Source organism: Novosphingobium beihaiense, from assembly GCF_022832375.1.
In the GTDB taxonomy this organism is placed as follows: Bacteria; Pseudomonadota; Alphaproteobacteria; order Sphingomonadales; family Sphingomonadaceae; genus Novosphingobium; species Novosphingobium beihaiensis.
Genome location: NZ_JALHLG010000011.1, coordinates 66,023 through 90,578 on the forward strand (window position 1 = coordinate 66,023; position 24,556 = coordinate 90,578).

Annotated in this window: 22 protein-coding genes and 1 tRNA gene; 12 read left to right on the forward strand and 11 right to left on the reverse strand. The window is 66.1% G+C overall.

Annotated elements, in window-relative coordinates; translation table 11 throughout:
• Window positions 1-17: 17 nt before the first annotated feature.
• Genes MTR66_RS09895 through MTR66_RS09905 form a run of 3 tightly spaced genes read right to left on the reverse strand, consistent with a single transcriptional unit; the run spans window position 18 to window position 2,721 of the window.
• Complete coding sequence (locus tag MTR66_RS09895) at window positions 18-671, reverse strand: DsbA family protein (RefSeq protein WP_243920419.1); 654 nt, start codon at window positions 669-671, stop codon at window positions 18-20.
• A complete protein-coding gene (locus MTR66_RS09900; protein ID WP_243920421.1) occupies window positions 668-1,966 on the reverse strand; it encodes an MFS transporter in 1,299 nt (432 codons plus the stop codon). The genes MTR66_RS09895 and MTR66_RS09900 overlap by 4 nt, the downstream gene beginning before the upstream one ends.
• Window positions 1,963-2,721 (reverse strand): phosphocholine cytidylyltransferase family protein, encoded by a 759-nt coding sequence (locus tag MTR66_RS09905; protein WP_243920423.1) that lies wholly within the window; start codon window positions 2,719-2,721, stop codon window positions 1,963-1,965. Before MTR66_RS09905 ends, MTR66_RS09900 begins: the two co-directional genes overlap by 4 nt.
• Window positions 2,722-2,883: 162 nt before the next feature.
• Here MTR66_RS09905 and MTR66_RS09910 point away from each other — a divergent pair, with 162 nt between their 5' ends.
• The 3 genes from MTR66_RS09910 to MTR66_RS09920 are packed head-to-tail and all read left to right on the forward strand — an operon-like array spanning window position 2,884 to window position 9,085.
• Window positions 2,884-4,245: a lipopolysaccharide biosynthesis protein gene (locus MTR66_RS09910; protein WP_243920425.1), complete on the forward strand. Its 1,362-nt coding sequence runs from the start codon at window positions 2,884-2,886 to the stop codon at window positions 4,243-4,245.
• A 20-nt stretch (window positions 4,246-4,265) separates the two neighbouring features.
• Entirely contained in the window at window positions 4,266-5,480 is a 1,215-nt protein-coding gene (locus MTR66_RS09915; protein ID WP_243920427.1) for a M20 metallopeptidase family protein, read from the forward strand.
• Between the two features lie 8 nt (window positions 5,481-5,488).
• On the forward strand, window positions 5,489-9,085 hold the full coding sequence (locus MTR66_RS09920; RefSeq protein WP_243920429.1) for a hydantoinase B/oxoprolinase family protein: 3,597 nt from the start codon (window positions 5,489-5,491) through the stop codon (window positions 9,083-9,085).
• 1 nt (window position 9,086) lies between these two features.
• On the opposite strand, the gene MTR66_RS09925 is transcribed toward MTR66_RS09920, so the two are convergent.
• Genes MTR66_RS09925 through MTR66_RS09935 form a run of 3 tightly spaced genes read right to left on the reverse strand, consistent with a single transcriptional unit; the run spans window position 9,087 to window position 10,318 of the window.
• Window positions 9,087-9,788: a hypothetical protein gene (locus MTR66_RS09925; protein ID WP_243920431.1), complete on the reverse strand. Its 702-nt coding sequence runs from the start codon at window positions 9,786-9,788 to the stop codon at window positions 9,087-9,089.
• Window positions 9,789-9,800: 12 nt separating this feature from the next.
• A complete protein-coding gene (locus tag MTR66_RS09930) occupies window positions 9,801-9,965 on the reverse strand; it encodes a hypothetical protein (protein ID WP_243920433.1) in 165 nt (54 codons plus the stop codon).
• A 38-nt stretch (window positions 9,966-10,003) separates the two neighbouring features.
• Window positions 10,004-10,318, reverse strand: coding sequence for a GNAT family N-acetyltransferase (locus MTR66_RS09935; RefSeq protein ID WP_243920436.1), 315 nt, complete (start codon window positions 10,316-10,318; stop codon window positions 10,004-10,006).
• A gap of 79 nt (window positions 10,319-10,397) precedes the next feature.
• Here MTR66_RS09935 and MTR66_RS09940 point away from each other — a divergent pair, with 79 nt between their 5' ends.
• Both MTR66_RS09940 and MTR66_RS09945 read left to right on the forward strand, forming a co-directional pair.
• Complete coding sequence (locus tag MTR66_RS09940) at window positions 10,398-11,393, forward strand: threonine aldolase family protein (RefSeq protein ID WP_243920438.1); 996 nt, start codon at window positions 10,398-10,400, stop codon at window positions 11,391-11,393.
• A gap of 10 nt (window positions 11,394-11,403) precedes the next feature.
• Window positions 11,404-12,315, forward strand: a complete 912-nt coding sequence (locus MTR66_RS09945) for a DMT family transporter (RefSeq protein WP_243920440.1) — start codon at window positions 11,404-11,406, stop codon at window positions 12,313-12,315.
• Here MTR66_RS09945 and MTR66_RS09950 read toward each other — a convergent pair.
• Complete coding sequence (locus tag MTR66_RS09950; RefSeq protein ID WP_243920454.1) at window positions 12,225-13,070, reverse strand: Rossmann-fold NAD(P)-binding domain-containing protein; 846 nt, start codon at window positions 13,068-13,070, stop codon at window positions 12,225-12,227. The genes MTR66_RS09945 and MTR66_RS09950 overlap by 91 nt on opposite strands.
• A gap of 87 nt (window positions 13,071-13,157) precedes the next feature.
• Here MTR66_RS09950 and pepN point away from each other — a divergent pair, with 87 nt between their 5' ends.
• From pepN to MTR66_RS09980, 6 genes are all read left to right on the forward strand, one after another.
• Complete coding sequence (gene pepN, locus MTR66_RS09955) at window positions 13,158-15,812, forward strand: aminopeptidase N (RefSeq protein WP_243920456.1); 2,655 nt, start codon at window positions 13,158-13,160, stop codon at window positions 15,810-15,812.
• Window positions 15,805-16,575: a peptidoglycan editing factor PgeF gene (gene pgeF / locus MTR66_RS09960; protein ID WP_243920458.1), complete on the forward strand. Its 771-nt coding sequence runs from the start codon at window positions 15,805-15,807 to the stop codon at window positions 16,573-16,575. The genes pepN and pgeF overlap by 8 nt, the downstream gene beginning before the upstream one ends.
• A 252-nt stretch (window positions 16,576-16,827) precedes the next feature.
• A complete protein-coding gene (petA, locus tag MTR66_RS09965) occupies window positions 16,828-17,361 on the forward strand; it encodes a ubiquinol-cytochrome c reductase iron-sulfur subunit (RefSeq protein WP_243920460.1) in 534 nt (177 codons plus the stop codon).
• A 23-nt stretch (window positions 17,362-17,384) separates the two neighbouring features.
• A complete protein-coding gene (locus MTR66_RS09970; protein WP_243920462.1) occupies window positions 17,385-18,668 on the forward strand; it encodes a cytochrome b in 1,284 nt (427 codons plus the stop codon).
• Window positions 18,669-18,696: 28 nt separating this feature from the next.
• Entirely contained in the window at window positions 18,697-19,533 is an 837-nt protein-coding gene (locus MTR66_RS09975) for a cytochrome c1 (protein ID WP_243920469.1), read from the forward strand.
• A 79-nt stretch (window positions 19,534-19,612) separates the two neighbouring features.
• Window positions 19,613-20,149, forward strand: coding sequence for an adenine phosphoribosyltransferase (locus tag MTR66_RS09980; RefSeq protein ID WP_243920471.1), 537 nt, complete (start codon window positions 19,613-19,615; stop codon window positions 20,147-20,149).
• Between the two features lie 24 nt (window positions 20,150-20,173).
• On the opposite strand, the gene MTR66_RS09985 is transcribed toward MTR66_RS09980, so the two are convergent.
• A complete protein-coding gene (locus MTR66_RS09985; protein WP_243920473.1) occupies window positions 20,174-21,517 on the reverse strand; it encodes a malonyl-CoA decarboxylase domain-containing protein in 1,344 nt (447 codons plus the stop codon).
• Window positions 21,518-21,766: 249 nt separating this feature from the next.
• Here MTR66_RS09985 and MTR66_RS09990 point away from each other — a divergent pair.
• A tRNA-Gly gene (locus MTR66_RS09990) sits at window positions 21,767-21,840 on the forward strand.
• 83 nt (window positions 21,841-21,923) lie between these two features.
• Here MTR66_RS09990 and MTR66_RS09995 read toward each other — a convergent pair.
• The 3 genes from MTR66_RS09995 to MTR66_RS10005 are packed head-to-tail and all read right to left on the reverse strand — an operon-like array spanning window position 21,924 to window position 24,420.
• Window positions 21,924-23,225 (reverse strand): cobyrinate a,c-diamide synthase, encoded by a 1,302-nt coding sequence (locus tag MTR66_RS09995; protein ID WP_243920475.1) that lies wholly within the window; start codon window positions 23,223-23,225, stop codon window positions 21,924-21,926.
• Window positions 23,222-23,839, reverse strand: coding sequence for a cob(I)yrinic acid a,c-diamide adenosyltransferase (cobO, locus tag MTR66_RS10000; protein ID WP_243920477.1), 618 nt, complete (start codon window positions 23,837-23,839; stop codon window positions 23,222-23,224). Before cobO ends, MTR66_RS09995 begins: the two co-directional genes overlap by 4 nt.
• The gene (locus MTR66_RS10005; protein ID WP_243920479.1) at window positions 23,836-24,420 is read right to left on the reverse strand and encodes a hypothetical protein; all 585 of its coding nucleotides are present in this window, start codon (window positions 24,418-24,420) and stop codon (window positions 23,836-23,838) included. Before MTR66_RS10005 ends, cobO begins: the two co-directional genes overlap by 4 nt.
• Window positions 24,421-24,556: the final 136 nt, after the last annotated feature.

Here is a 24,556-nt window from a genome sequence, read left to right on the forward strand (position 1 = left end):
ATTCAGCCCCTAAGGCCTTATCCGGCTTTTTCCTTGCGGGCCTCGGCAATGGCTTCCTTCAGCGTGCCGAGATCGACCAGTCCCGGCACGATATAGGTGCCGATCATCATGGCCGGGGTGCCTTCCAGCCCCATCATGTTGGCATAGCGGAAATTGCGCACGAGCAGGGCGTCGATCGCGTCCTTGTGCGTCTTCATGTCGTTTTGCAGCCGGTTCCAGTCCACCCGGGCCATGCGCGCGGCCTGGCGGATCGTTGGTTCGTCCAGCCGCACCGGGGCTTTCATCAGGGCGGCGTGGAAAGCGGCGTGCCGGTTCTGGTACTGCGAGGCGATGGCCGCGCGCGCGGCCAGCATCGATGCCGCCCCCTGCAAGGGCCAGTCGCGATAGACGACGCGCACTTTGGGATCGGCCTTGATCAGCGCCTGCAGCACGCTGTCGAAGCGGCGGCAATAGGGGCATTGGTAGTCGGAAAACAGCACGATCGTGACATCGCCGTTCCGCGCTCCGGCGGTGGGCGCCAGAGGATCGGTGCGAAGCTGTGCGCGAAACTGCCGGGCCTCGGCGGACTGGACCGTGCCGCCGGTTTCCTCGGCGAAGGCTACCGCCGGAATCAGCGCTGCCGCAAGTCCCAGGCCTGCCGTGCAGGCCATGCGCAGCAAGAGAGGTATCATGGCACGGTCCTTTCGAGGGTTTCGGCCCGTGCGGGAAACCGGGCCTGCGCGCTATCCGAAATATGGTCCGGATGGCGGTATTCGGGCACGAACAGCACGATCAGTGCCGAAAGCGCAACGCAGGCAGGAACCGTCGCCAGCGCTAGTTCGAAGTTGCCGCCCGCCGCATCGGCCAGATAGCCCACGAGCGGCTGGAAGATCAGCGCCCCGGCAATGCCGATCATGTTGACGAAGGCAACGGCCGTGCCGGTCACGCTGTTCGCGATGCCTTCCTTGGCCATGGCGAAAGTCAGCATCTGGAAACCGCCGAAGAATCCGCCTGCAAGCAGCAGGGCGCCTTCCGCGAAGGCGGAAAGCGGCAGGTAGAGAACGGAGAGATAAGCGAGCGCCGTCAGCACCGCGCCGCCCAGCACCAGATACTTGCGGTGGCCCAGCCTGTCCGACAGCCAGCCGCCGAACACGCTGCCCAGCGCCATGCCCCAGAATACCATCGAGACGATCGTTTCCGCCGCGACCTGCGAACGGTGGTGCCCGCTCGTCAGTTCGGTGGCTCCCCAGAGCCCGGCATAGACGTTCACCGGCATGTAGAAGAGCATGCCGGTGATCGAGATGGCCCAGACCCGGCCGCTGCCCGCCACGGCCGCAAGGCTCTGGCGGATGTGTTCGGCGGCGCCGGTATCGGCTTCGGCCGCAGGAGACGCGGGCTCGCGCAGGAACAGGATGGCGGCGGCGGCAATCGCCAGCCCGGCAAGGCCGGTGCCCAGGAACACCAGCCGCCACCCCGCCGCTTCGACCAGGCCGGAAAGCAGCACCGCGCCGATGGCCGCGCCGGTCATCCCCACGGCGTTGACCGCGCCGGAAAGCAGGGCGAACCGTTCGGGCGCGAACCAGTGGTTCACCAGCCACAGCGCCGAGACGAACGCGAACGAGGCGCCGAACCCGGTCAGCACCCGGCCTGCCGCCGCCACGCCGGAAATATCCGTGGCAGTGAACAGCAGCACGCCGAACGCGCAGCACAGACTTCCCGCGATCACGAATGTGCGCGCGCCGAACCGGTCCAGCACCAGCCCGGCAACGATCTGCATCGGCGCGTAGATCCAGAAGAACAGGCTGGAAAGGCTGCCGAAGCCGGACTTCGTCAGCCCGAAAAAGGCGGCAATGGTCTCTGTATCGAGGCTGGGCTCGATGCGTGTGACGAATTCGTAGAGGAAGAAGGCCGAGGCGATGACGAAGGCGGTCCAGGCGGCCCGCCCTGCTGTTCCTCCCGCCGCCGTCCGGTCCGGCACCGGGGTCATGCCCAGGTGTCGGTCAGCTTCGTTGCGATTTCGATGTCGTTGAGGAAATCCACTTCGGCCCAGTTCAGCCCTTCGATCGAGACCGTGCCGACTTTGCCGGTGGGCGCGATCGAATCGATGACCTTGAGATACCAGTGCTGCACGCCTTCGGGCGTGCGCATCGCCTGGCGCACGGTCTCGCGGAACAAGTCCGCTCCTTCGCCGCGAAAAGCCAGGAAGCCGATCGATTCGGCGTTGGATTGTTCTGCCGTCAGGGTCTTGCCGATATGGACGAGGCGGCCATCAGCCTCGCGTTCGACTTTCATATCGTCGCTGTCATAGCCGTCCGCCTTGACGTCGACAGTGACGGCGATGGGCCAGGGCTGGCCGTTTTCATCCACCGCGCCCCGCTGCACCTTATGGACGATGTCCTCGGAAATCAGCGTATCGCCGTTGAGAATCAGGAAATCGCCACGCATCGCCTCGCGGGCGATCCAGCACGAGCCGAGATTGTCCGCCACCTTGAAAAAGGGATTGAAGCGCACTGTGATTTCCACGCGGGAATCGGCGATCGCGTTCAGGCGCTCTTCCAGCATGTCGGTCATGAAGCCGGTGACGACATCGATCCGCTTCACGCCGCCGCGCGCGAGCATTTCCACCTGCCATTCGATCAGCGACTTTCCGGAAAAGTCGATCAGGCATTTCGGCTGCTCGGCAGTGAGGGGAAGCAGGCGCGAGCCCTGGCCGGCGCTGAGAAGAATGGCGTGTTCGATCATGACAACAGGTTCTGCAAAATTGGGGGGAAGCCGCGCCCTCTAGCCGCTGCGGCGGGAAAGGGAAAGGTCCGGGCCGCCGCTGGGTCCGTTTTGCCGCCGGGCAGGCGCAATCGTTGCAAGAGCGGGTTGCAAGAGCCGGTTCGCTCGTCCAAATGCACGCCAATGTCCGCCAAACGCGACCGCCAGGAGCATGTTTCTCCTTTAAGGCGGATACTTCAAAACACGGCCTGGCTGCTCGGCGGCAAGGGTTTCGGCGCAGTCTGCGGGCTGCTCTATCTTGCGATTCTCACGCGCACGCTGGGGCTGAAGGACTTCGGCCACTTCTCGCTGATCTTCGGCACCGCGCAGGCCCTGATCGCCATCGCGGGCTTTCAGACATGGCGCGTTGTCGTGCGCTACGGCAGCGCGCACGTCCACGCGCAGGACTGGGACAAGTTCGGCCGTCTGGGCATGCTGTGCGGCGTGCTCGACGCGGCGGGGGCGGTGATGGGCTGCGCGCTCGCCGGGGTGGTCATCTACGGTTTCGCGCACGTGCTGGAACTCAACCCCAACTACATCAACATCGCCTTCTGGTTCAGCTGCGCCTCGCTCTGGGCGCTGGTCTCTGCACCCACCGGAATCGTGCGCGCGCTCCACCGTTTCGACATGGCGGTCTATGTCGAGGCGGTGGTGCCGACGGGGCGGCTGACCGCGGCCGTCGTCATCTGGCTGACCGGGCCTACCGTCGAACGGTTCCTGATCGCCTGGGCCGCGATCGATATTCTGGAAGCGGTCCTCTACTGGATCATGGCGCGGCGCCTGTGCCCGCAGGCGGTGCGCCTGGCGAACTTCGGAAAATGGCGGCAGGCGCTCAAGGAAAATCCCGGCGTCGGGCACTTCTTCTGGGTCACCTATGCCGGGGCCACGATCGATGCGACGATGAAGAACGGGCCGCTGCTCGTCGTTGGCGGCTGGGTCGGCACGCGTGCGGCGGGTCTCTACCGTCTCGCCTCGCAGCTCTCGCAGGCGATGAGCAAGCTTTCGACGCTGCTGACGCGCTCGGTCTATGCCGAAGTCGCGCGGGTGCGCGTTTCTTCCGAGGCGGCGGAATTCCGCAAGCTCGCGTTGCAGACGAGCGCGATTGCCGGCATTGCTGGACTGGCTGTGGTCGGGGTAGCGCTGGCGGCGGGCAGGCAGTTGCTGGAGCTGATCGGCGGCGCGGCGTTCGAGGGCGGCGCCGCGATCCTCGTGCCGCTGGCCATCGCGGCCAGCTTCGATCTCGCCAGCGTGGCATTCGAACCGGTGCTGCACTCGGCCGGACGGGCGCGCCTTTCGCTGGCCGCGCGGCTGATCGCGGTGGCGGCGCTGGCGGTGGGGCTGGTGCTGTTCATTCCCATCGGCCCGAGCGGGGCGGCCTGGGCCGTGGCGCTGGCGGGTGCGGTTTCCTACCTTGCAATGGGCGTTATGGCCTGGCGCACACTGAAAAAGATCGCGCGCGAGGAGATCATGCTGGCGAAAGACGCGCCCGGCTCGACACCAGCTTGAGCCTGTCTATCATGGCCGGCATGTCACAGCCTCTCCTTGCCGAAGCCGCCGCCCTTTCCGAAAATATCGTTGCCTTGCGCCGGGCGATCCATGCCGAGCCCGAGATCGGGCTGCACACGCCGAAAACGCGCGACAAAGTGCGCGAGGCGCTGGCGCATTTGCCGCTTGAATGGCGTGAGGGGCCGTCCACCACCGGGCTTGTCGCCACGCTCAAGGGCGGCGCGGGTGAAGGGCCCTGCGTGCTGCTGCGCGGGGATATGGACGCCCTGCCGATGCCGGAAGAGACCGGGCTGCCTTTCGCCTCGACCGTGCCCGGCACGATGCACGCTTGCGGGCACGATGCACACACCGCGATGCTGGCCGGTGCCGCCGGGATTCTTGCGGCCCGGGCGGAGAGCCTGAAGGGCGAGGTCCGCTTCATGTTCCAGCCGGGCGAGGAGGGCTATCACGGCGCCCGCTTCATGCTGGAGGATGGCCTGCTGGGCGGCGAAGGGACAGGCCGGCCGCTGCCCGATGCCGCCTTTGCGCTCCACGTGATGCCGAATGCGCCGCATGGTGTGGTGGGCGGACGGGCCGGGCCGCTGCTCGCGGCGGCGGACGAACTGCGGATCACTGTGACCGGGCGCGGCGGCCATGCCTCGATGCCGCATGATACGCTCGATCCGGTGCCGGTCGCCTGCGAGATCGTCAGTGCCATCCAGACCATGGTGGCGCGCCGGTTCAGCGTGTTCGATCCGGTCGTCGTTTCGATTTCGAAGATCGAGAGCGGCACCGCGCACAATGTCGTGCCCGATTCGGCGCGGATGGTGGGCACTATGCGCACGCTGTCGGCCACCAACCGCGCACGGTTGAAGGAGGAACTCCCGCTGCTGGTGGCGGGAATCGCCGGGGCGCATGGCCTGACAGCGGAGGTGACGATCCGCGAGGGCTTTCCCGTTACCCTGTGCGATGCGGGGGCGGTCGATTTCGGCGAGCAGGTGGCGCGCACGATGTTCGGCGCGGAAAGCTTCCTGCGGCTCGCTGACCCGATCATGGGCGCGGAAGATTTCGCCTATGTGCTGGAAAAAGTACCGGGCGCGATGTTCTTCCTGGGCGTCAGCCACGCCGGGGACGACTGGCGGAACTGCTGTGGCATTCACTCGACCAAAATGATGGTCGATGAAAGCGTGATGCCGCAGGGCGCGGCCTATCTGGCGGGCCTTGCCACCACCTTTCTGGAACGCGGCTGGGGCTGATCCCGGCCATGACCGGCGGGCGCTGGCAATTCTGGGCCGACCGGGGCGGCACCTTCACCGATGTCGTGGCGCGGACGCCCGATGGCCGGTTCGAACGGCTCAAGCTGCTGAGCGAAGATCCCGGCCGCTATGACGACGCGGCGGTGGAGGCGATGCGCCGCATGACCGGCGTGCGCTATGGCGATCTGCCGCCCGCCGAATTGCGGCTGGGCACCACGGTTGCCACCAATGCCCTGCTCGAAGGCAAGGGCGAGCCGGTGCTGCTGGCGATCACGCGGGGCTTCGGCGATGCCCTGCGGATCGGCACGCAGGAGCGGCCCGATATCTTCGCGCGCCATATCGTGCTGCCCGAACCGCTCCATGCCGGTGTGCTGGAGATCGCGGAGCGCGTGGGCGCGGATGGCACGGTCCATGACCCGCTCGATGAAGAAGCCGCGCGGGAAGGGTTGCAGCGGGCTTTCGATAAGGGGCTGCGCGCCGTCGCGGTGGTGCTGATGCACGGATACCGCTACACCGCCCATGAAGCGCGGGTAGCCGCGATTGCCCGCGAGGCGGGCTTCACGCAGGTTTCCGTCAGCCATGAAGTCGCGCCGCTGATCAAGCTGATCGCGCGCGGGGATACCACGGTGGTGGACGCGAACCTCTCGCCGGTGCTGCGCCGCTATGTTGCCGGGCTGGAAGCGGGGCTGGGGCCGCGCGTCGATGCGCTCTACATGCAGTCGAGCGGGGGGCTCACCACGGGCGCGGCATTTCGCGGCAAGGATGCGATCCTGTCCGGCCCAGCGGGCGGTATCGTTGGCATGGCGGCGGTGGCGAAGGAGGCCGGGTTCGATCAGGTGATCGGCTTCGACATGGGCGGCACCTCCACCGATGTCTCGCACTATGCCGGACAGTACGAGCGCGACAGCGAGACGCGCGTGGCCGGAACCCGCGTGCGCACGCTGATGATGCGGATCGAGACGGTGGCGGCGGGCGGCGGCTCGATCTGCCATTTCGATGGCGCGCGGTTCCTTGTCGGCCCGGAAAGTGCGGGCGCAGTGCCCGGCCCTGCCTGCTACCGGCGCGGCGGCCCGCTGACGGTGACCGACTGCAACCTGTTGCTGGGCAAGCTGCGCCCGGCCCATTTCCCGCACGTCTTCGGCCCGGCGGGCGACGCGCCGCTCTCGCGGGAGGCCGCGCGCGAACGGATGGACGCCCTGCTCGCCGAGGTACGCGCAAGCACCGGGCGGGATTTATCGGGCGAGGCAGCCGCCGAGGGCTTTCTGGAAATCGCCGTCGCCAACATGGCCAATGCGATCAAGACTGTTTCGCTGCGCCGGGGGCATGACGTTACCCGCGCCGCGCTCGTCACGTTCGGCGGGGCGGGCGGGCAGCACGCCTGCAAAGTGGCCGATGCGCTGGGGATCGCCACAGTGCTGTGCCATCCGCTCGCCTCGGTGCTTTCGGCCTATGGCATGGGGCTGGCGGACCGCAGGCTGCTGCAACAGCGCACACTGGCGGTGCCGCTCGATGCCGGGGGCATGGCGGCGATTGCGCGGGCCGTTGCCGCTCTGGATGCAGAGGCACGGGCTGGGCTGGAGGCGCAAGGGCTGGCCGCCGATGCGATCCGGACCGAGGCCACGCTGGCGATCCGTCCGCAAGGCAGCGACAATGCCGTCGAAGTGCCGCTGGGGCCTCTGGACGCTATGCGCGCGGGTTTTCGCGAAGGCTGGCAAAAGCGCTTCGGCTTCGGCGCGGGCGAGGCGCTGATCGCCGAAACGCTGCGGGTGGAGGCGATTGCCGGAGGCCATGCGGGCGGCGGCGCCACGCTGGCCCTGCCGCCGGTATCCGCAGCCCCCGCCGAGCGAGTCATGGTCTGGACCGGCGGGGACGCGTACGAAGTGCCACTCTATCTGCGCGAGGGGCTGGCCGAAGGCTTCGCGGCGCAAGGCCCGCTGCTGGTGGTGGACGATGTTTCGACCACTGTGGTCGAGCCCGGCTGGGCCATGCGGGTCGATGCCATCGGCAATCTCGTGCTGACCCGCGATGCGCCGCAACAGGCTGCGGCGGACGCCCGCACCGCGTGCGATCCGGTGCGGCTGGAGATCATGGGCGCGCTGTTCATGGCGATCGCCGGGGAAATGGGCGCGGCGCTGCAGTTCAGCGCCAGTTCGGTGAACATCCGCGAGCGGCTCGATTTCTCCTGCGCGGTGTTCGACCGGCAGGGCAACCTCGTCGCCAACGCGCCGCACATGCCGGTGCATCTGGGATCGATGGGCGAAAGCGTGCGCACCGTGGTCCGCCGCCGGAGCCGGGACGGGCGCGGGATGCTGCCCGGCGACGCCTATGCGCTCAATGCGCCTTATGATGGCGGCACGCACTTGCCCGACGTGACAGTGGTGATGCCGGTCTTCGCGGATGGGGACGACAGCGCGCCCGCCTGGTTCGTCGCCGCGCGCGGGCACCATGCGGATATCGGCGGGATCAGCCCCGGCTCGATGCCGCCGCACAGCCGCACGCTCGAAGAGGAAGGCGTGCTGCTCGACAATGTGCTGCTGGTCGATCGCGGCACGTTGCAGGAAGAGGCCCTGCGCACGCTGCTGGCCTCGGGTCCCTATCCCTCGCGGGCGATCGACCAGAACCTTGCGGATTTGCGCGCCCAGATCGCGGCTTGCGCGCGCGGCGCCTCGGAATTGCGGCGGATTGCGGCGGAGCAGGGCCGTGCCGTGGTCGATGCCTATATGGGCCATGCGCAGGACTATGCCGAACAGGCGGTGCGCGCGCTGATCGGGCGCCTTACGGATGGCAGCTTCACCGTGCCGATGGACAATGGCGCGCAAATCTGCGTCTCCGTTTCCATCGACCGCGAGGCGCGCGGCGCCACGATCGACTTCACCGGCACCAGCGCCCAGTTGCCGGACAACTTCAACGCCCCGCTGCCGGTGGTGCGGGCTGCCGTGCTTTATGTGGTGCGCACCCTGCTTGACGATGCCGTGCCGATGAACGAGGGCTGCCTGCGGCCGGTCACGCTGATCGTGCCTGAAGGCTCGATGCTCCGCCCCCAGGCCCCGGCGGCGGTGGTCGCGGGCAATGTCGAGACCAGTCAGGCGATCACCGATGCGCTTTTCGCGGCACTGAGCGCGATGGCGGCCTCGCAGGGGACGATGAACAATTTCACGTTCGGCGATGCCACGCGGCAGTATTACGAGACGATCGCGGGCGGATCGGGTGCGGGGCCGGATTTCGACGGCACCAGCGTGGTCCAGACGCATATGACCAATAGTCGCCTGACCGACCCCGAAGTGCTGGAGAGCAATTTCCCGGTCTTGCTGGAAGCATTCGCGATCCGGCGCGGCTCGGGCGGCAAGGGGGCGCACCGGGGCGGCGACGGCGTGGTGCGGCGCATGCGGTTTCTGGAGCCGATGCAGGCCGGCATCCTCGCCAACCGCCGCACATTCGCGCCGTTCGGGCTGGCAGGCGGAGAAGACGGCGCGCCGGGGCGCAACCGGATCGAACGGGCGGACGGCACCGTGGAGGAACTGGGCGCGACGGCTTCGGTCAGCCTGTCCGCAGGCGATGTCTTCGTGATCGAGACGCCCGGCGGCGGAGGATATGGAGCTGGATAGGCTACTCGATCCGATAGACGCGGAAGGCGATGTTCTGCCAGTCCTCGCCGCGCAGGATCAGGTTTTCGATCGGGCGGCCTGCAGGCTCGCGCCGCGCTGCCCGGCTTGAAGCCTTGATCCGGAATGGCGTCACGTCCTTGAGCACCACGACGGCGGGCAATTTCTTGGAATCGCGCACCAGGCTGGTGACAATGCCCTCATAGCCGAGAGTATAGCCATGCTGCTCTGTCCGGGTCAGCACATAGGCGGTGATGAAGGCTTCCGGGCCGCGGGCGTGGCGCAGCAGGTCGGTTAGCGGACCGTAGAAGATCGAGAGTTTCCCCGCGCCGCGCACGATCTCGCCGGTCAATATGCCGAATCCGGCAGCTGTCAGGTTGAGCAGGACGAGCCCCGCGAAAACCGCGAATTGTTCTTCGCGGCTGTCCAGCCCCGGGCTGCCGCTGCGCAGTACGCTGTAGGGATCGGCCAGGGGCAGGGGAATACAGGGATGGTCCGAGGAAACCAGCCAGAGCCCGGTGACGTAGAGGAGATGCACGCCGATCGCGAAGCACCCGAACTGCACCAGTCCTTCCGGCGATCCCATGGAGGGCAGGACGGGATCGGCTTCGGCGGTCTGGCCCGCGCGGTAGAAGAAATAGACCGCGACCAGTCCGGGAAGGAGGAACGCCGCCGTCAGGATGGCGACGAGGGACGTTCCCAGCATCGCGCTGCGCGGTCAGTCTTGGCGTTTCGAGCGCAAGTCGGGGCGGCGGATGACGAACACGCCATCCTCCCGCCGTTCGGCGGCTTCTTCCACCTCGATCCAGCTGCCCTTGAACGCGCGGAATACGCGGTTGGCAGTCTCGATCGACGCGTCCGAGTTGATGCGGCCTAAATTCATGGTTTCAGTATAGTATAATCGCGGGAGTTTGAGAAGCCTTACGCTTTCACATCCGCCCACTCGGGGTGCTTGTCGAACGCTGCCACCACGTAGCTGCACACCGGCCCGATCTTGAACTGGTTCTCGCGCGCATCGGCGACCATAGCCTCGACCAGCCGCCCGGCAACGCCGCGGCCGCCGATGGCGGGCGGGACCAGCGTGTGTTCGGCGTAGTGCACGCCGCCGCGCTCCGTCCAGGTCAGGCGGCCGGTGGCGTCGCTGTCCGCGATATGGGCCCTGTATTCACCGGAGCATTCACCGGAGCATTCGCCGGAGGGGCCGTTTTCGTGCTTGGTGATGGTCACGCCAACCATGGGCTTTCTCCTTGCTGCGCCTGAACGTGCGGATGCGAACGCTTGACGGCGGACGCGCCGCCTCTCAGGGCATATGGCCATGCAGTTCCTTTCCGACAATGCCGCCGCTGTCCATCCCGCCGTCTGGAAGGTGATGATGGCTGCCGATAGTGCCGACGCGCCCTATGACGGCGATGCCCTGAGCCGGGAGCTGGATGCGGCGTTCACGGCGCTGTTCGGGCGCGAGTGCGCGGCACTGTGGGTGGCGACCGGGACGGCGGCGAATTGCCTGGCGCTGGCCTCCATGGTGCCGCCGCACGGGGCGGCGGTCTGCCACCGCGAGGCGCATATCGAAATGGACGAGGGCGGCGCGCCCGGCTTTTACCTGCACGGCGCCAAGCTGCTGCTGGCCGGTGGCGAGCAGGCGAAGATCGCGCCGGATGCTGTCGCGGCGGTCATCGATCCGATCCGGGACGGGGTGCATCAGGTGCAGCCTCATGCCGTCTCGATCACGCAGGCGAGCGAATACGGCTGCGTTTACCGGCCTGGGGAGCTGTCTGCGCTGGCGGCCTTTGCGAAAGAACGCGGGCTGGGGCTGCATGTCGATGGTGCGCGCTTTGCCAATGCCGCGGCGTTTCTGGACTGTGCGCCCGCCGAGGCTTGCGCCGGGGCCGACGCGCTCAGCTTCGGGTTCGTGAAGAATGGCGGCATGAGCGCGGAGGCCGTGGTGTTCTTCGATCCCGAAGCCGCGCACATGATCCGTTTCCGCCGCAAGCGTGCCGGGCATCTGCAATCCAAGGGCCGGTTCATGGCCGCGCAGATCCTTGCGATGCTGGAAGACGGTCTGTGGCTTGCCAATGCGCGGGCCGCGAATGCGGCCGCGGCGGAAATTGGCGCGGCAGCGGGCGGGCGTCTGCTCCATCCGGTGGAGGCGAACGAAGTGTTCCTTTCGTGCACCGCCGCCGAGCGGGCAGCGCTGCGCGGGCAGGGCTTCGGCTTTTACGACTGGGGGGACGGCGCGGCGCGGCTGGTTACGGCATGGGATGCCAGGGCGGAACATGTCTCTGCCCTGGCGCGCGCCATTTCCGCTTTGTGAGCGCCCGGTTATGAACGGGGGCGCCCCCTCTTTCCTGCGCCCGGCGGTGTTCCTGCCCTTTGCGCTGGTCTCGCTGATCTGGGGGTCGACCTGGTGGGTGATCACCGGGCAGATCGACGGCGTGCCTGCAAGCTGGTCTGTCGCCTGGCGCTTTCTGCTGGCGACTCCGGCGATGTTCATGGTGGCGCTGGCCATGGGCAAGAGCCTGCGGCTGGGGCGCGATGGCCAGATGCTGGCCATTCTGGTGGGCGCCGCGCAGTTCTGCGGAAACTACAATTTCGTTTACCGGGCGGAACTGCATCTGACGTCGGGCATCGTGGCGGTCATGATCGCGCTGCTCCTGGTGCCGAACACAGTGCTGGCGCGGATTCTGCTCAAGCAGCCGGTTACGCCGCGCTTTGCGGCGGGCAGCGTGATCGCGATCGCCGGTATCCTGCTTTTGCTGCTGCACGAGGCGCGTGAGGCGCCATTGCAGGGCAAAGTGGCGCTGGGCGTCGGCTTCGCGCTGATCGCGATGCTCTGCGCTTCGGTCTCGAACGTGATGCAGGCGAACGAGACGGGGCAGCGCCTGCCGATGGTCAGCCTGCTGGCCTGGGCCATGCTCTACGGGACGGCTTGCGACGTCGCACTGGCGTGGATCACTGCCGGGCCGCCGGTGGTGCCGGTCAGTCTGGGGTACTGGCTCGGCACCGGCTATCTCGCGCTGTTCGGATCGGTCGTGACCTTTCCGCTCTACTACACGCTGATCCGCCAGCTCGGCGCGGGCAAGGCGTCGTACAACGGCGTGGTGGTCGTGGTGATCGCGATGCTGCTCTCGACCGTGCTGGAGGGCTACCGCTGGACGCCTGTGGCCATTGCGGGGGCAGTGCTGGCGATGGCCGGGCTCATCGTCGCGCTCAGTGCGCGCAGGCCCGCCGCGTAATCGGGATAGCGCGGGCGCCAGCCGAGCATGCGCTTCGCCTTGCCGTTCGCCACGCGCCGGTTCTCGGCATAGAACGCGCGCGCCATGGGGGAGAGTCCCGCCTCTTCCAGCGATTGCAGAGGCGGCGGCGCGAGGCTGAGCAGGCGGCAGGCTTCCTCGACCACGCGGTTTTGGGCGCAGGGCAGATCGTCGGCGAGGTTGTAGGCGCCCGGTGGCGCCTTGATCCCGGCGATCACCCCGGCGGCGATATCCTCTACATGGACGCGGCTGAACACCTGCCCTGGCAAGTCTATGCAGTGGGCGCGGCCTTCGCGCACCCGCTCCAGCATCGAGCGGGCGGGGCCATAGATCCCGGGCAGGCGATAGACTCGCGCGCCCAAGGTCTGCCACGCCGCATCCGCCTCGCTGCGTGCACTGCGGCGGCCCGTGCCGGTGGGCGTCGATTCGTCCACCCAAGCGCCGCCCGTATCGCCATAGACGCCGGTCGAGGAGAGGTAGGACAGGGCCTTGCCCTTGAGCGCGCTGCCATAACGTTCCAGCACCGGGTCTAGCGGTTCCCCGCGCGCTTCCTTTCCCGGCGGAACCGAGGACAGCACATGATCGGCATCGGCCAGCGCCATGCGCACGGTGCCCTCGTCCTCGAACGCCAGCGTGCCGCTGCGCCCGGTCGAGATCACTTCCCAGCCGCGCGCTTCGAGATCGCGGGCGATGATTTGCGCGGTATAGCCGAGGCCGAAGATGAACATGCGGGGCATGGCCTCCGTCTAGCAGCGCGGGCCTGTGGTGCAAAATTCGCTGCGTCCGTGCTGGCAATCGCCCGGGGAAGGTTTACTTAGACACACATGGATATCGCCAGCAGACCCGCCGAGCCCGCAGAGAACACTCAGGTTGCGGATGCCGCGCCGCCGCCGCATTCGCCGCCGGTCATCCGCCGGGAGGACTATCAGCCGCCCGCATGGCTGGTGCCCGAAACCGGGCTGGATTTCACGCTGGGCATCGATGCTGCCGGGATTACCTCGAAGCTGAAGGTGGTGCGCAATCCGGAAGGCAGCGGGGAGGCGGTGCTGCGCCTCAACGGCGATCAGATCGCGCCGCTGGCCGTGCGCGTCGATGGCGCGGCGGTCAATGACTGGCGCCTTGATGGCTCCGATCTGCTGATCGATCTGCCTGGCGCGGAGCATATCGTCGAGGTGGAAACCCAGGTAAATCCCGCGGCGAATAGCCAGCTTATGGGGCTCTATGCCTCGAACGGGATGCTGTGCACCCAGTGCGAGGCGGAAGGGTTCCGCCGCATTACTTTCTTCCCCGACCGGCCGGACGTGCTGTCGGTCTATTCGGTGCGGATGACGGGTGACAAGGCGCAGTTCCCGATCCTGCTCGCCAACGGCAATTGCACCGCGCAGGGCGAGAATGCCGACGGCACCCACTGGGCCGAATGGCACGATCCCTGGCCCAAGCCGAGCTACCTCTTCGCGCTGGTGGCAGGCGATCTGGTGGCGAACCATGCCACGTTCACTACGATGTCGGGCCGTGAGGTCGATCTCAACATCTGGGTCCGCCCGGGTGATGAGGACCGCACTCAGCACGCGATGGATTCGCTCATCGCCTCGATGAAGTGGGACGAGGAGGCTTTCGGGCGCGAATACGATCTCGACTTGTTCAACATCGTCGCCGTGTCAGATTTCAACATGGGGGCGATGGAGAACAAGGGGCTCAACGTCTTCAACACCCGTTATGTCCTGGCCGATCCCGAAACCGCGACCGATGGCGATTATGATGCGGTCGAGGGCGTGATCGGGCACGAATACTTCCACAACTGGTCTGGCAACCGCATCACCTGCCGTGACTGGTTCCAGCTCAGCCTCAAGGAAGGCTTCACGGTGCTGCGCGATCAGCTTTTCAGTGCTGCCATGGGCAGTGAGGCGGTCAAGCGGATCGAGGATGTGCGGGTGCTGCGTTCGGCCCAGTTCCCGGAGGACTCGGGGCCGCTGGCGCATCCGATTCGCCCCGATTCCTATCAGGAAATCAGCAACTTCTACACGGCCACGGTCTATAACAAGGGCGCCGAGGTGATCCGCATGATGCGGACCATGGCGGGCCCCATGCAGTTCCGCAAAGGCACCGACCTCTATTTCGATCGTCACGATGGCGAGGCCGCCACGTGCGAGGATTTCATCCGCTCGATGGAGGAAGGCGCCGGGCTGGACCTCACTCAGTTCCGCTTGTGGTATTCGCAGGCCGGCACGCCGCAGGTCGCCGTTACGCTGAAGCATGAGGGGACGACGGCGACGCTGCACCTGTCGCAGACGGTGCCTGCAACGCCGGGGCAGCCGGACAAGCAGCCGGTGCCGGTCCCGCTGCGCATCGGCCTGTTCAACCGGGACAACAAGGAGCACACCGGCGAACAGCTGATCGTACTCACCAAGGCCAGCGATACTTTCGTGTTCGAGGAATTCGACCATCCGCCGGTGCTGTCGATCAACCGGGGCTTCTCGGCGCCGGTTTCGATCGAGTTCGACCGGCCGGTGGAGGATCTGGTGTTCCTCGCCGCGCACGATGACGATCCTTTCGCCCGTTACGAGGCGATGCAGAGCCTTGTCGTCCAGCACTTGGTCGCGGCGGTCAGCGGGGCACTGGATGAGGCCGCGCGCGCCGAAGGGCGCGCCGCCATTGGCGAGGCTTTTGCCGCGATCGTCACCGATTCCGCGCTCGAAGACCTGATGCGCGGCGAACTGATGATCCTGCCCGCCGAAAGCTATCTGGCCGAACAGATGCTGATTGCCGATCCCGGCGCGATCCATGCCGAGCGCGAGGCGCTCAAGGCCTGGCTGGGCCGCGAATATGCGCAGATCCTTGGCGCGCTGCACGACCGTGCGGTGGCCGTGCTCTACAGCCGCGATGCCGCCGCCCGCGGCGCGCGCAAGATCAAGAGCCAGGCGCTCGGCTACATTGCTGTCGGCAACAATGCGGAAGGCGCCCGCCGCGCCATTGCGCAATACCGCGCGGCCGACAACATGACCGACCGTCAGGGCGCCATGCTGGTTCTCGCCAGTCTCGACGTGCCCGAGCGTGCGGAAGCGCTGGCGGACTTCCACAGCCGCTACGAAGGCAATGCCCTTGTCATCGACAAGTGGTTCTCGCTGCAGGCGGGTTCGTTCCATCCCGGCGTGCTGGCGAATATCCGCGCGCTGGCGGAGCATCCCGATTTCACCATGACCAACCCCAACCGGGTCCGCGCGCTTTACATGGCGGCGGCGGTCAATCCCAAGGCGTTCCACGACGAAAGCGGGGAGGGCTATCGCTTGATCGGCGATCTCATTCGCCGTCTCGATCCCATCAACCCGCAGACGGCGGCGCGCTTTGTGCCCTCGCTCGGCCGCTGGCGGCGGATCGAGCCGGTCCGTGCGGCGATGATGCGCGAGGAACTGCAGAAGATCGCCGCGGAACCTTCGCTGTCGCGCGATGTCCGTGAGCAGGTGACCAAGAGCCTTGGCTGAAACCGTTGAAGTGAACCGTGCGGGGCTGCTCGAAGGCGTGCCGCACGGATTTCTGGGCCGCAGGGGCGGGGTCAGCACTGGTGATGTCGCGGGGCTCAACACCGGGCCGGGGTCGGGCGACGATCCCGCGCGGATTGCCGAGAATCGCCGCCGCGCCGTGCAGGCGGTGCTGCCGGGCGCGCGGCTGGTGACGGTCTATCAGGTTCATTCGCCCGATTGCGTCACGGTGGGGCCGCAGCCGTGGGCGGACGATGCGCGCCCGCATGCCGATGCGCTCGTGACGGACCGGCCGGGCATGCTGCTGGGCATTCTCACGGCCGATTGCGCGCCGGTGCTGCTGGCAGACCGCGAGGCGGGTGTCGTCGGCGCAGCGCATGCGGGCTGGAAAGGCGCGATCGGCGGTGTCACCGATCGTACCGTGGAGGCGATGGAAGCGCTGGGCGCCAGCCGGGACCGGATCGTGGCGGCAGTGGGGCCTTGTATCGCCCGGCGCAGCTATGAAGTCGATGAGGCGTTCTACGGCCGGTTTCTGGCGGAGGACGAAGGCAATGCCGCTTTCTTCGCAGCAGGCCGTGCCGGGCACTATCAATTCGACCTAGAAGCCTATGCTGCCGCCCGTCTTGCCGCGGCCGGGATCGGGCGGGTCGAGGTGCTGGGGCTCGATACATATTCCGCGCCGGAGCGTTTTTATTCGTTCCGCCGTGCCACGCACAAGGGCGAGCCGGACTACGGGCGGCAAATCTCCTTGATAGGATTGACCTAAGTCAAGACCCCAGCCGCATCGTCTTTCTAGAAGCCCGGCGTTGGCTGCCAGCGGGGCCGTCCGCCGGGGATGGGCCAAAAAGGCGGTTGGCACGGCTGTATTTCGTGTATATCAGGCCCGCGAAGTCGGCAGTGGGAGAGGGTGCGCCCGCTTCTTTTGCCGAATTCGGGGGATCAGGGGCGTTCATCAGCTGTTATAGTATGCTGTCGGTCCCCCGGCAGTGGGTGTTCGTAAGCAAGGCAAGGGCTTAGCATGGCAGAAGAAGATGGCGTGCGTCGGCGCGATTTCATCAATATCGCCGCAGTAAGCGCGGCGGGGGTCGCTGGCGTGGGTGTCGTTATCCCCATGGTAAGCCAGATGTCGGCCTCTGCCGACGTTCTCGCGGCTTCCTCTACCGAAGTTGATATTTCCAACATCGATCCAGGGCAGGCGATCAAGGCCGTTTTCCGCAAGCAGCCGGTCTTCGTGCGCAACCTGACGCCGAAGGAAATCTCCGAGGCCAACGCCGTGCCGCTGTCAAGCCTGCGCGATCCGCAGACGCTCGCCGAGCGCACCAAGGAAGGCAAGGAAAACTGGCTGATCACCATGGGCGTGTGCACCCACTTGGGCTGTGTGCCGTTGGGTGCCGGCGAGGGTGAGAACCGCGGCGAGTTCGGCGGTTACTTCTGCCCCTGCCACGGCTCGGCCTATGACACCGCCGCCCGTATCCGTAAGGGCCCCGCGCCCAAGAACCTTGAGGTTCCGGAATACGAGTTCACCTCCGATACCGTCGTCAAGATCGGTTAAGGGCAAGCGAGAGGACTGCAATCATGAGCTTTCCCTGGGCCAAGGAATATACCCCGGCACATCCCTTCATGAAGTGGATGGACGAAAAGCTTCCCGTGCCGCGTCTTATCTACAACGCGGTCGGTGGCGGCTATGAGGTTCCGCGCAACCTCAACTATTTCTGGAACTTCGGCTTCCTCGCCGGACTGTGCCTGGTGATCCAGATCGTCACCGGCATCGTCATGGCCATGCACTACGCAGCCAACACGGGTGTTGCCTTCGACACGATCGAAATGACCGTGCGTGACGTGAACTGGGGCTGGATGTTCCGCTACGCCCACGCCAACGGCGCCTCGGCGTTCTTCGTCGTCATCTACATCCACATCTTCCGCGGGTTCTACTACGGTTCGTACAAGGCGCCGCGCGAAATGGTGTGGCTGCTGGGCGTCGTGATCTTCCTGCTGATGATGGCTACCGCTTTCATGGGCTACGTGCTTCCCTGGGGCCAGATGAGCTTCTGGGGCGCCAAGGTCATCACCGGCCTGTTCGGGGCTATCCCATTCGTGGGTGAACCGCTGCAGCAGTGGCTGCTCGGCGGCTTCGCGCCGGACAATGCCGCGCTCAACCGCTTCTTCTCGCTGCACTACCTGCTGCCCTTCGTGATCCTGGGTGTCGTCATCCTGCACATCTGGGCGCTGCACATCCCGGGCTCGTCGAACCCGACCGGCGTCGAGATCAAGAGCGAGAGCGACACGGTTCCGTTCTACCCCTACTACGTCGCCAAGGACGGCTGGGCGATCGGTGTCTTCGCGATTGCGTTCGCCGCGATGGTGTTCTTCTTCCCGAACGCCCTGGGCCACCCGGACAACTACATTCCGGCCAACCCGATGAGCACGCCTGCGCACATCGTTCCCGAATGGTACTTCTGGCCGTTCTACGCGATCCTTCGCGCCTTCACGCAGGACTTCTTCTTCATCCCGGCCAAGCTGATGGGCGTGCTGGCGATGTTCGGCGCGATCCTGGTCTGGTTCTTCCTGCCCTGGCTCGATAAGTCGCCGGTCCGTTCGGGCTCCTACCGCCCGACGTACAAGAAGTTCTTCTGGTTTGGCCTGATCCCGGCCATGGCAGTGCTGTTCTACTGCGGCGGCGCTCCGGCTGCGGAGCCCTACGTGATGTTCAGCCAGATTGCCGGGCTGTACTACTTCGCGCACTTCCTGATCATCCTGCCGGTGGTTTCGGCGATCGAGAAGCCGCTGCCGCTGCCCTACTCCATTACCGAGGCTGTCCTCGGGAAGGACGAAGGCGCCGAACTGGCTCCTTCGGCGTGATCAACAGCTAGAACGAAAGACGAAAGACATGGCACGCATTCTCTCGATCCTCGTCGGGCTGTTCTTCACGGTAGCCCTGGCATGGTCCTTCGGTAAGGGCGCCTACACGCAGATTACCGAACCGCCCGCGCTGACCGCCGAGCACGAATTCCACCTTCATCCCAAGAAGGTGCATTTCGCCAGCGACGGTGCGTTCGGCAAGTTCGACCGCCAGCAGCTGCAGCGCGGCTTCCAGGTCTACAAGGAAGTCTGCTCGGCCTGCCACTCGCTCAGCCACGTCGCCTTCCGCGATCTGGCGCAGCTCGGCTACAGCGAAGCCGAAGTGAAGGCCATCGCGGCCGGGTTCTCCGTTCCGGGCACCGATCCGAATACGGGTGAAGCCACCATGCGCCCCGGCACGCCGACCGATTACTTCCCGAAGCCTTTCGCAAACGACATTGCCGCGCGCGCTGCCAACAACAACGCGGTTCCGCCGGATCTCTCGCTGATGACCAAGGCCCGCCACAACGGCCCGGCCTATGTCTATTCGCTGCTGACCGGGTTCACCGAACAGCCGGCCGAGTTGTTGAAGGAATTCCCGGAAGCCAAGACGCCGTCCGGCCTGCACTACAACCCGTACTTCGCCAACCTCAACCTCGCCATGGCGCCGCCGCTGACGGCCGACGGCCAGGTCGAGTATGGCGATGGCACCAAGCCGACGGTCGATCAGATGGCCAAGGACGTTTCGGCCTTCCTGATCTGGACGGCCGAACCCAAGCTGGAAAAGCGCAAGCAGACCGGCTGGGCCGTGCTGGGCTTCCTGCTCTTCGCGACGATCCTGGGCTACATGTCGTACCGCAATATCTGGGCCGGCAAGAAGCACTGAGATCCCGTTTCACAGCAATACCGAGGCGCCCCTCCATCCCGCGATGGCAGGGGCGCTTCTCATTTGAGGAAAGGCGCTCATGACCCCCGATGAGCTGAAAGCACTCGTCCGCACGATTCCGGACTTCCCCAAGCCCGGCATCCTTTTCCGCGATGTCACCACGCTGATCGGCCACGGCGCCGGTTTTGCCGCCGCCGCCGGGCACATGGCAGACCGTGCGCGCGCAGCCGGGGCCGAGGCGATCGCAGGCATCGAGGCCCGCGGCTTCATTTTCGGCGCGGCCGTCGCGGCCCGGCTGGGGCTGCCGTTCGTGCCGGTGCGCAAGCCGGGCAAGCTGCCCGTGCCGGTACTGGCGATGGACTATGCGCTGGAATACGGCACCGACACGCTGGAAGTGGATCCCGGCGCGGTCGAAGACGGGCAGAATGTCGTCCTGATCGACGATCTCATCGCCACGGGCGGCACCGCCCTTGCCGCCGTGCAATTGCTGCGCAGTGCGGGCGGTGTGGTGACGCAGGGCCTGTTCGTGATCGACTTGCCCGATCTGGGCGGTGCAGAGCGCCTGCGCGAGGCGGGGCTGGCGGTCGATGCCCTGATGGGCTTCGGCGGGCACTGACGCCCGCCACGGCAGCCGTGAGCGTCAGGCGGGAACCGGATCCTTGGTGCCGCCTGCCTTCTTTCCGCCTTTCCCGCCGCTGCTTTCGCTGTCATCGGCCAGTGCCTGCACCGTCTTCGATGCCGCGACCGTGCCCAGTTCGGTCAGCGCGAAGAGGTTCGCCTCGATATAGGCAAGGTCATAGAGATAGTTCACCATTATCCCGTGCGATTGCTTCTGCCCGTTGGGGGAAAGGTCCGCATTGGCATGGACCGCTTCCAGCCGGGCGCCATTGCCGAGGTGAAAGCGCGCGACCGGATCCGCAGGCTGCTTGCCCCGGCCCTTGGCCGTCACCAAATAACGTGCGGCCAGCTGGCGCAAGTCCTTCGCTCCGGGCACTTTGGCATCGGGGCCTTGTTCTTTGGCCAGCCACTTGGCGAAACCGGGAACCGGTGAAAGCGTGGCGAAAGTGGTGAGATGCGGCAGCTCCTCCTTGAGCTGCCCGACAACCCGCTTGATCAGGTGATTGCCAAAGGGAATGCCTTTCAGCCCCACCTGGCAATTGCTGATCGAATAGAAGATCGCGCAGTTCGCCTCGCGCGGATTGATCGTCTCGCGCTCCTCGGCGATGACCTGATGGATCGCGCTTGGCAATTGCGGCGTCAGTGCCACTTCGACGAAGATCAGCGGATCGTCGCGCATCTGCGGATGGAAAAAACCATAGCAGCGCCGGTCGGCCGGTTCGACGCGGCGGCGCAAGTCGTCCCAGCCGTGGATTTCATGCACCGCCTCGTAGCGGATGATGCGTTCCAGCAGCGCGGCGGGCGAATCCCAGCCGATCCGCCGCAGCTCCAGGAAGCCAGCATTGAACCAGGCCGTAAATGCGCTTTCCAGCTCGCGGTCAAGCGCGGCAAGGCCTGCGGGCGCCGCGGCCCTGGGCACAGCGAGCAGATCCCGGCGCATGCCGATCAGGCGCTGCGTGCCCTGCGGCGCAAGGTTGAGTTGGTTGATCAGGCGCGTGCCGGGCGATTCGGTCGCGGCGTTGAGGGCCAGTGCGGAGGCTTCGTCGCGCTTGTCATTCCACCTGGCGATGGCCTTGTCGATCGCCTTGGCATCGGCGGGATGGCGATCGTGGATCTTTCCCAGAAAGTCCTGCCGGACAGCCAGACCGGACGCTTCATAGAGTTCAAAAAACGCCGAGGCCAGCGCCGGTCCGGAGGCCCGGCCGCGCAGCGAGAGCAAGGCGTCGGCCAGATCGAGCAGGCTCTCGCCGCTGTCCCGCGGGGGCGCCATACCGATCCCGCGCAGCAGCTTGCCAAGGCCGGAACTCATCAAAAGATCCAGCGGATTACGCCGCCGTGACGCGTTCGCGGTGTCTTGCTTCGTCATCTGCGCTTCCTGTCTGCCAGCCGGTGCCACAATGCTATCATTACCGCCCTGGTGTGAGAACACGGCAGGCCTCTAACTGCACTTCCTGCGCGGTATTCCACATGCAAAGCCGCCGGGATGATCCGCTTGCGGGGACTGCAGGCCGCAATTGTAACATTATACAAGAGAGCCGTTGACGAGCAGGTACAAATCGTGGCAATCGGCGCGCCCTGACACGACTTCACTGCCGTGGCCTAAAGGCTGCAGCGGGCGGGTATAGCTTAGTGGTAAAGCCCTAGCCTTCCAAGCTAGTTATGCGGGTTCGATTCCCGCTACCCGCTCCAGCCGCCCTCCCGAGATTTCCCAAGATGGCTCAAGAAAAGGGCAGATTTCTGCGCTCTCCAACATGGTCGCAAATGCAAGGATATCAGGGCTCGCAGCGTCTGAATATCTGCGCCACAGCCTGGCGTGATGAGGGAAAGTAGAAGTGCACGTAGCTCGCCGTTAGGGAGCCGTTGCGGAAAACCGCTTCGCCCTGGCGCCCGTCCCCGGCAGAGGCTCGGATTTCCGGCTCCAGGGCGGTTTGCAGGCGCGAATAGTGGAAGGTGTGCCCGCGCACGGTTCCGCCGGGCAGCCCCGCCTGCTGTAGTCCCAGTGCGGCAAGGCGTGGCTGCATGGTTGCTTTTCCGGGCATCAGCCCTGCCATCCGTGCGCTCGATCCGTGCCGGTCTTCCAGCTCGTCCAGGCAGTAGAGCATGCCTCCGCATTCAGCGAGGATCGCCTTGCCTGCGGCGTGATGGCGGTGCACGGCCTCTATCATCGCGCGGTTCGTGGTCAGGGCCTCCAGGTGGAGTTCGGGATAGCCCCCGGGCAGCCAGAGGGCGTCGCATTCGGGCAGGCAGGCATCTTCCAGCGGGGAGAAGAACGACAGCGCTGCGCCCATTGTCTCCAGGCAGGCCAGATTGGCGGGGTAGATAAAACCGAACGCGGCATCGCGGGCAATGGCGATCCGCACGCCTTCGAGAGGGCGGTCCGGTTCTACGCCGCCGGGTGGCGGTGCAAACGCAACCGGGGCGGGGAGCCACGCGGCGCTGGCCGGCAGGTTTGCCGTAGCCCGCTCCAGCCGCGCAGCCAGATCGGTGACTTCGCCCGCCTGCACCAGCCCGAGATGGCGTTCGGGAAGGGCCGCCTCGCTGTTGCGCGGCAAGGCGCCGAGCCAGGTAAGGGACGGCGGCAGGCTCTCTTCGAGCATCTGCGCATGGCGTTCGCTGCCCACGCGGTTGGCCAGCACGGCGGCAAGGTTCATGTCCGGCCTGTACGTTGCCAGCCCAAGGGCCAGCGCTCCGAACGTCTGCGCCATCGCCGATCCGTCGATCACCGCCAGCACCGGCAGGCCGAAACAGGCGGCAAGATCGGCGGCGGAAGGATCGCCGTCGTAGAGGCCCATGACGCCTTCGACGAGGATGACATCGGCTTGCCCCGCCGCTTCGTGCAGCAGGCGGCGGCATTCGTCCTCGCCCACCATGAACAGGTCGAGCTGGTGCACCGGAGCACCGCTCGCCCGTTCGAGGATCATCGGGTCGAGGAAGTCCGGCCCGCACTTGAACACGCGCACGCGCCGCCCGGCCTTGCGGTGCAGCCGCGCGAGCGCGGCCGTCACCAGAGTTTTGCCCTGCCCCGAAGCGGGAGCGGAGACCAGAAAGGCCGGGCAGTGCGCTGCCAAAGTCACAGGTCGATGCCCGCCTGCGCCCGCACGCCCGCACGGAAGGCGTGCTTCTCGTCGCGGATCGCGCTTACCGTGTCGGCCAGTTCGACGAGATCGGCATGCGCCGCGCGGCCGGTGATGACGACGTGCTGCATTTCCGGACGGTTGCGGATCGGCGGCAGCACTTCGTCCAGCGAGAGGTAGCGGTAGTTGACGAGATAGGTCAGCTCATCGAGCACCACCAGCGACACGTTGGGATCGGCCAGTGCCTGTTTCGCCTTTTCCCAACCGGCGCGGGCGGTGGCGATATCGCGGCGCAAGTCCTGCGTTTCCCAGGTAAAGCCCTCGCCGCAGTTCTCCCAGGTCACGCCGGGCTGGCGGGAGAGGAAAGCGCGCTCGCCCACGTCTTCCTTGCCCTTGATGAACTGGAACACCGCCGCCGTCCGGCCATAGCCGAGCGTGCGCGCGACCATGCCGAAAGCGCTGGAGGACTTGCCCTTGCCGTTTCCGGTGAGCACCAGCACCAGCCCCTTGTCCACTTTGGCAGCGGCGATCTTGGCATCGACCACCGCCTTGTGCTTGCGGGTGCGTTCCTTGTGGCGGCGTTCTTCCTCGGTGAGGTCCTGCGTGTCGCTCACCGCGAACGCTCGCGGCGCAGCTCGGGACGGGCCGTGAGCAGCAAGGCCCACAGCGCCACTGCGACGCCGGTCCACATCAGGCTCGATACCAGCGAGAACGGGAAATAGCGCGCGATGCGGGGCAGGAACTCGGCGATCGTGGGATCGGGGAAACGGCCGCCGAGGAAATAGAACCCGCCGCTGGAAAACAGGTGCGAAACGAACGTCGCGGCTACCACCAGAACGGCCATGGCAGGCAGCGACTGCAGGCGCTCGGGCATGCGCGCGGCATAGCGGCCTGCCAGCCACATCGTTGCATAAGCAGGGATCAGCATGGCGTAAGCAGGCGTATAGCAGAAGTCCGACACGCCGAGCATCGAGATCGAAACCACGTCGATCGCATAGCCGAGCGCGAACAGCCCCGCGAACCCGGTGAAACGGCGCACGAAATAGCCGAGCACGAAAAAGCTGGCGAGCGCCGTGCTCGGAATGTGGACCAGATGCGTCAGCGCATGCGAGCGCGTGAGCAGCATCACGGCGGCAAGAATGCCAAGAATCGTCAGTTCGAAGCGGTTGAATTGGAAAGCGGTGGAACGGGTCATCGCCGGTATCTCCGGATAAGGCGGGAAGAATGCGTCTGGACGCAAGCCGGTGCGGCATGCGCGGGGAGCCGGGGGCACAAGCCCCGGAAAGTTCAACTGTTGGGTCTGGCTTCACTGGCTCCCTTCGACGCGACAC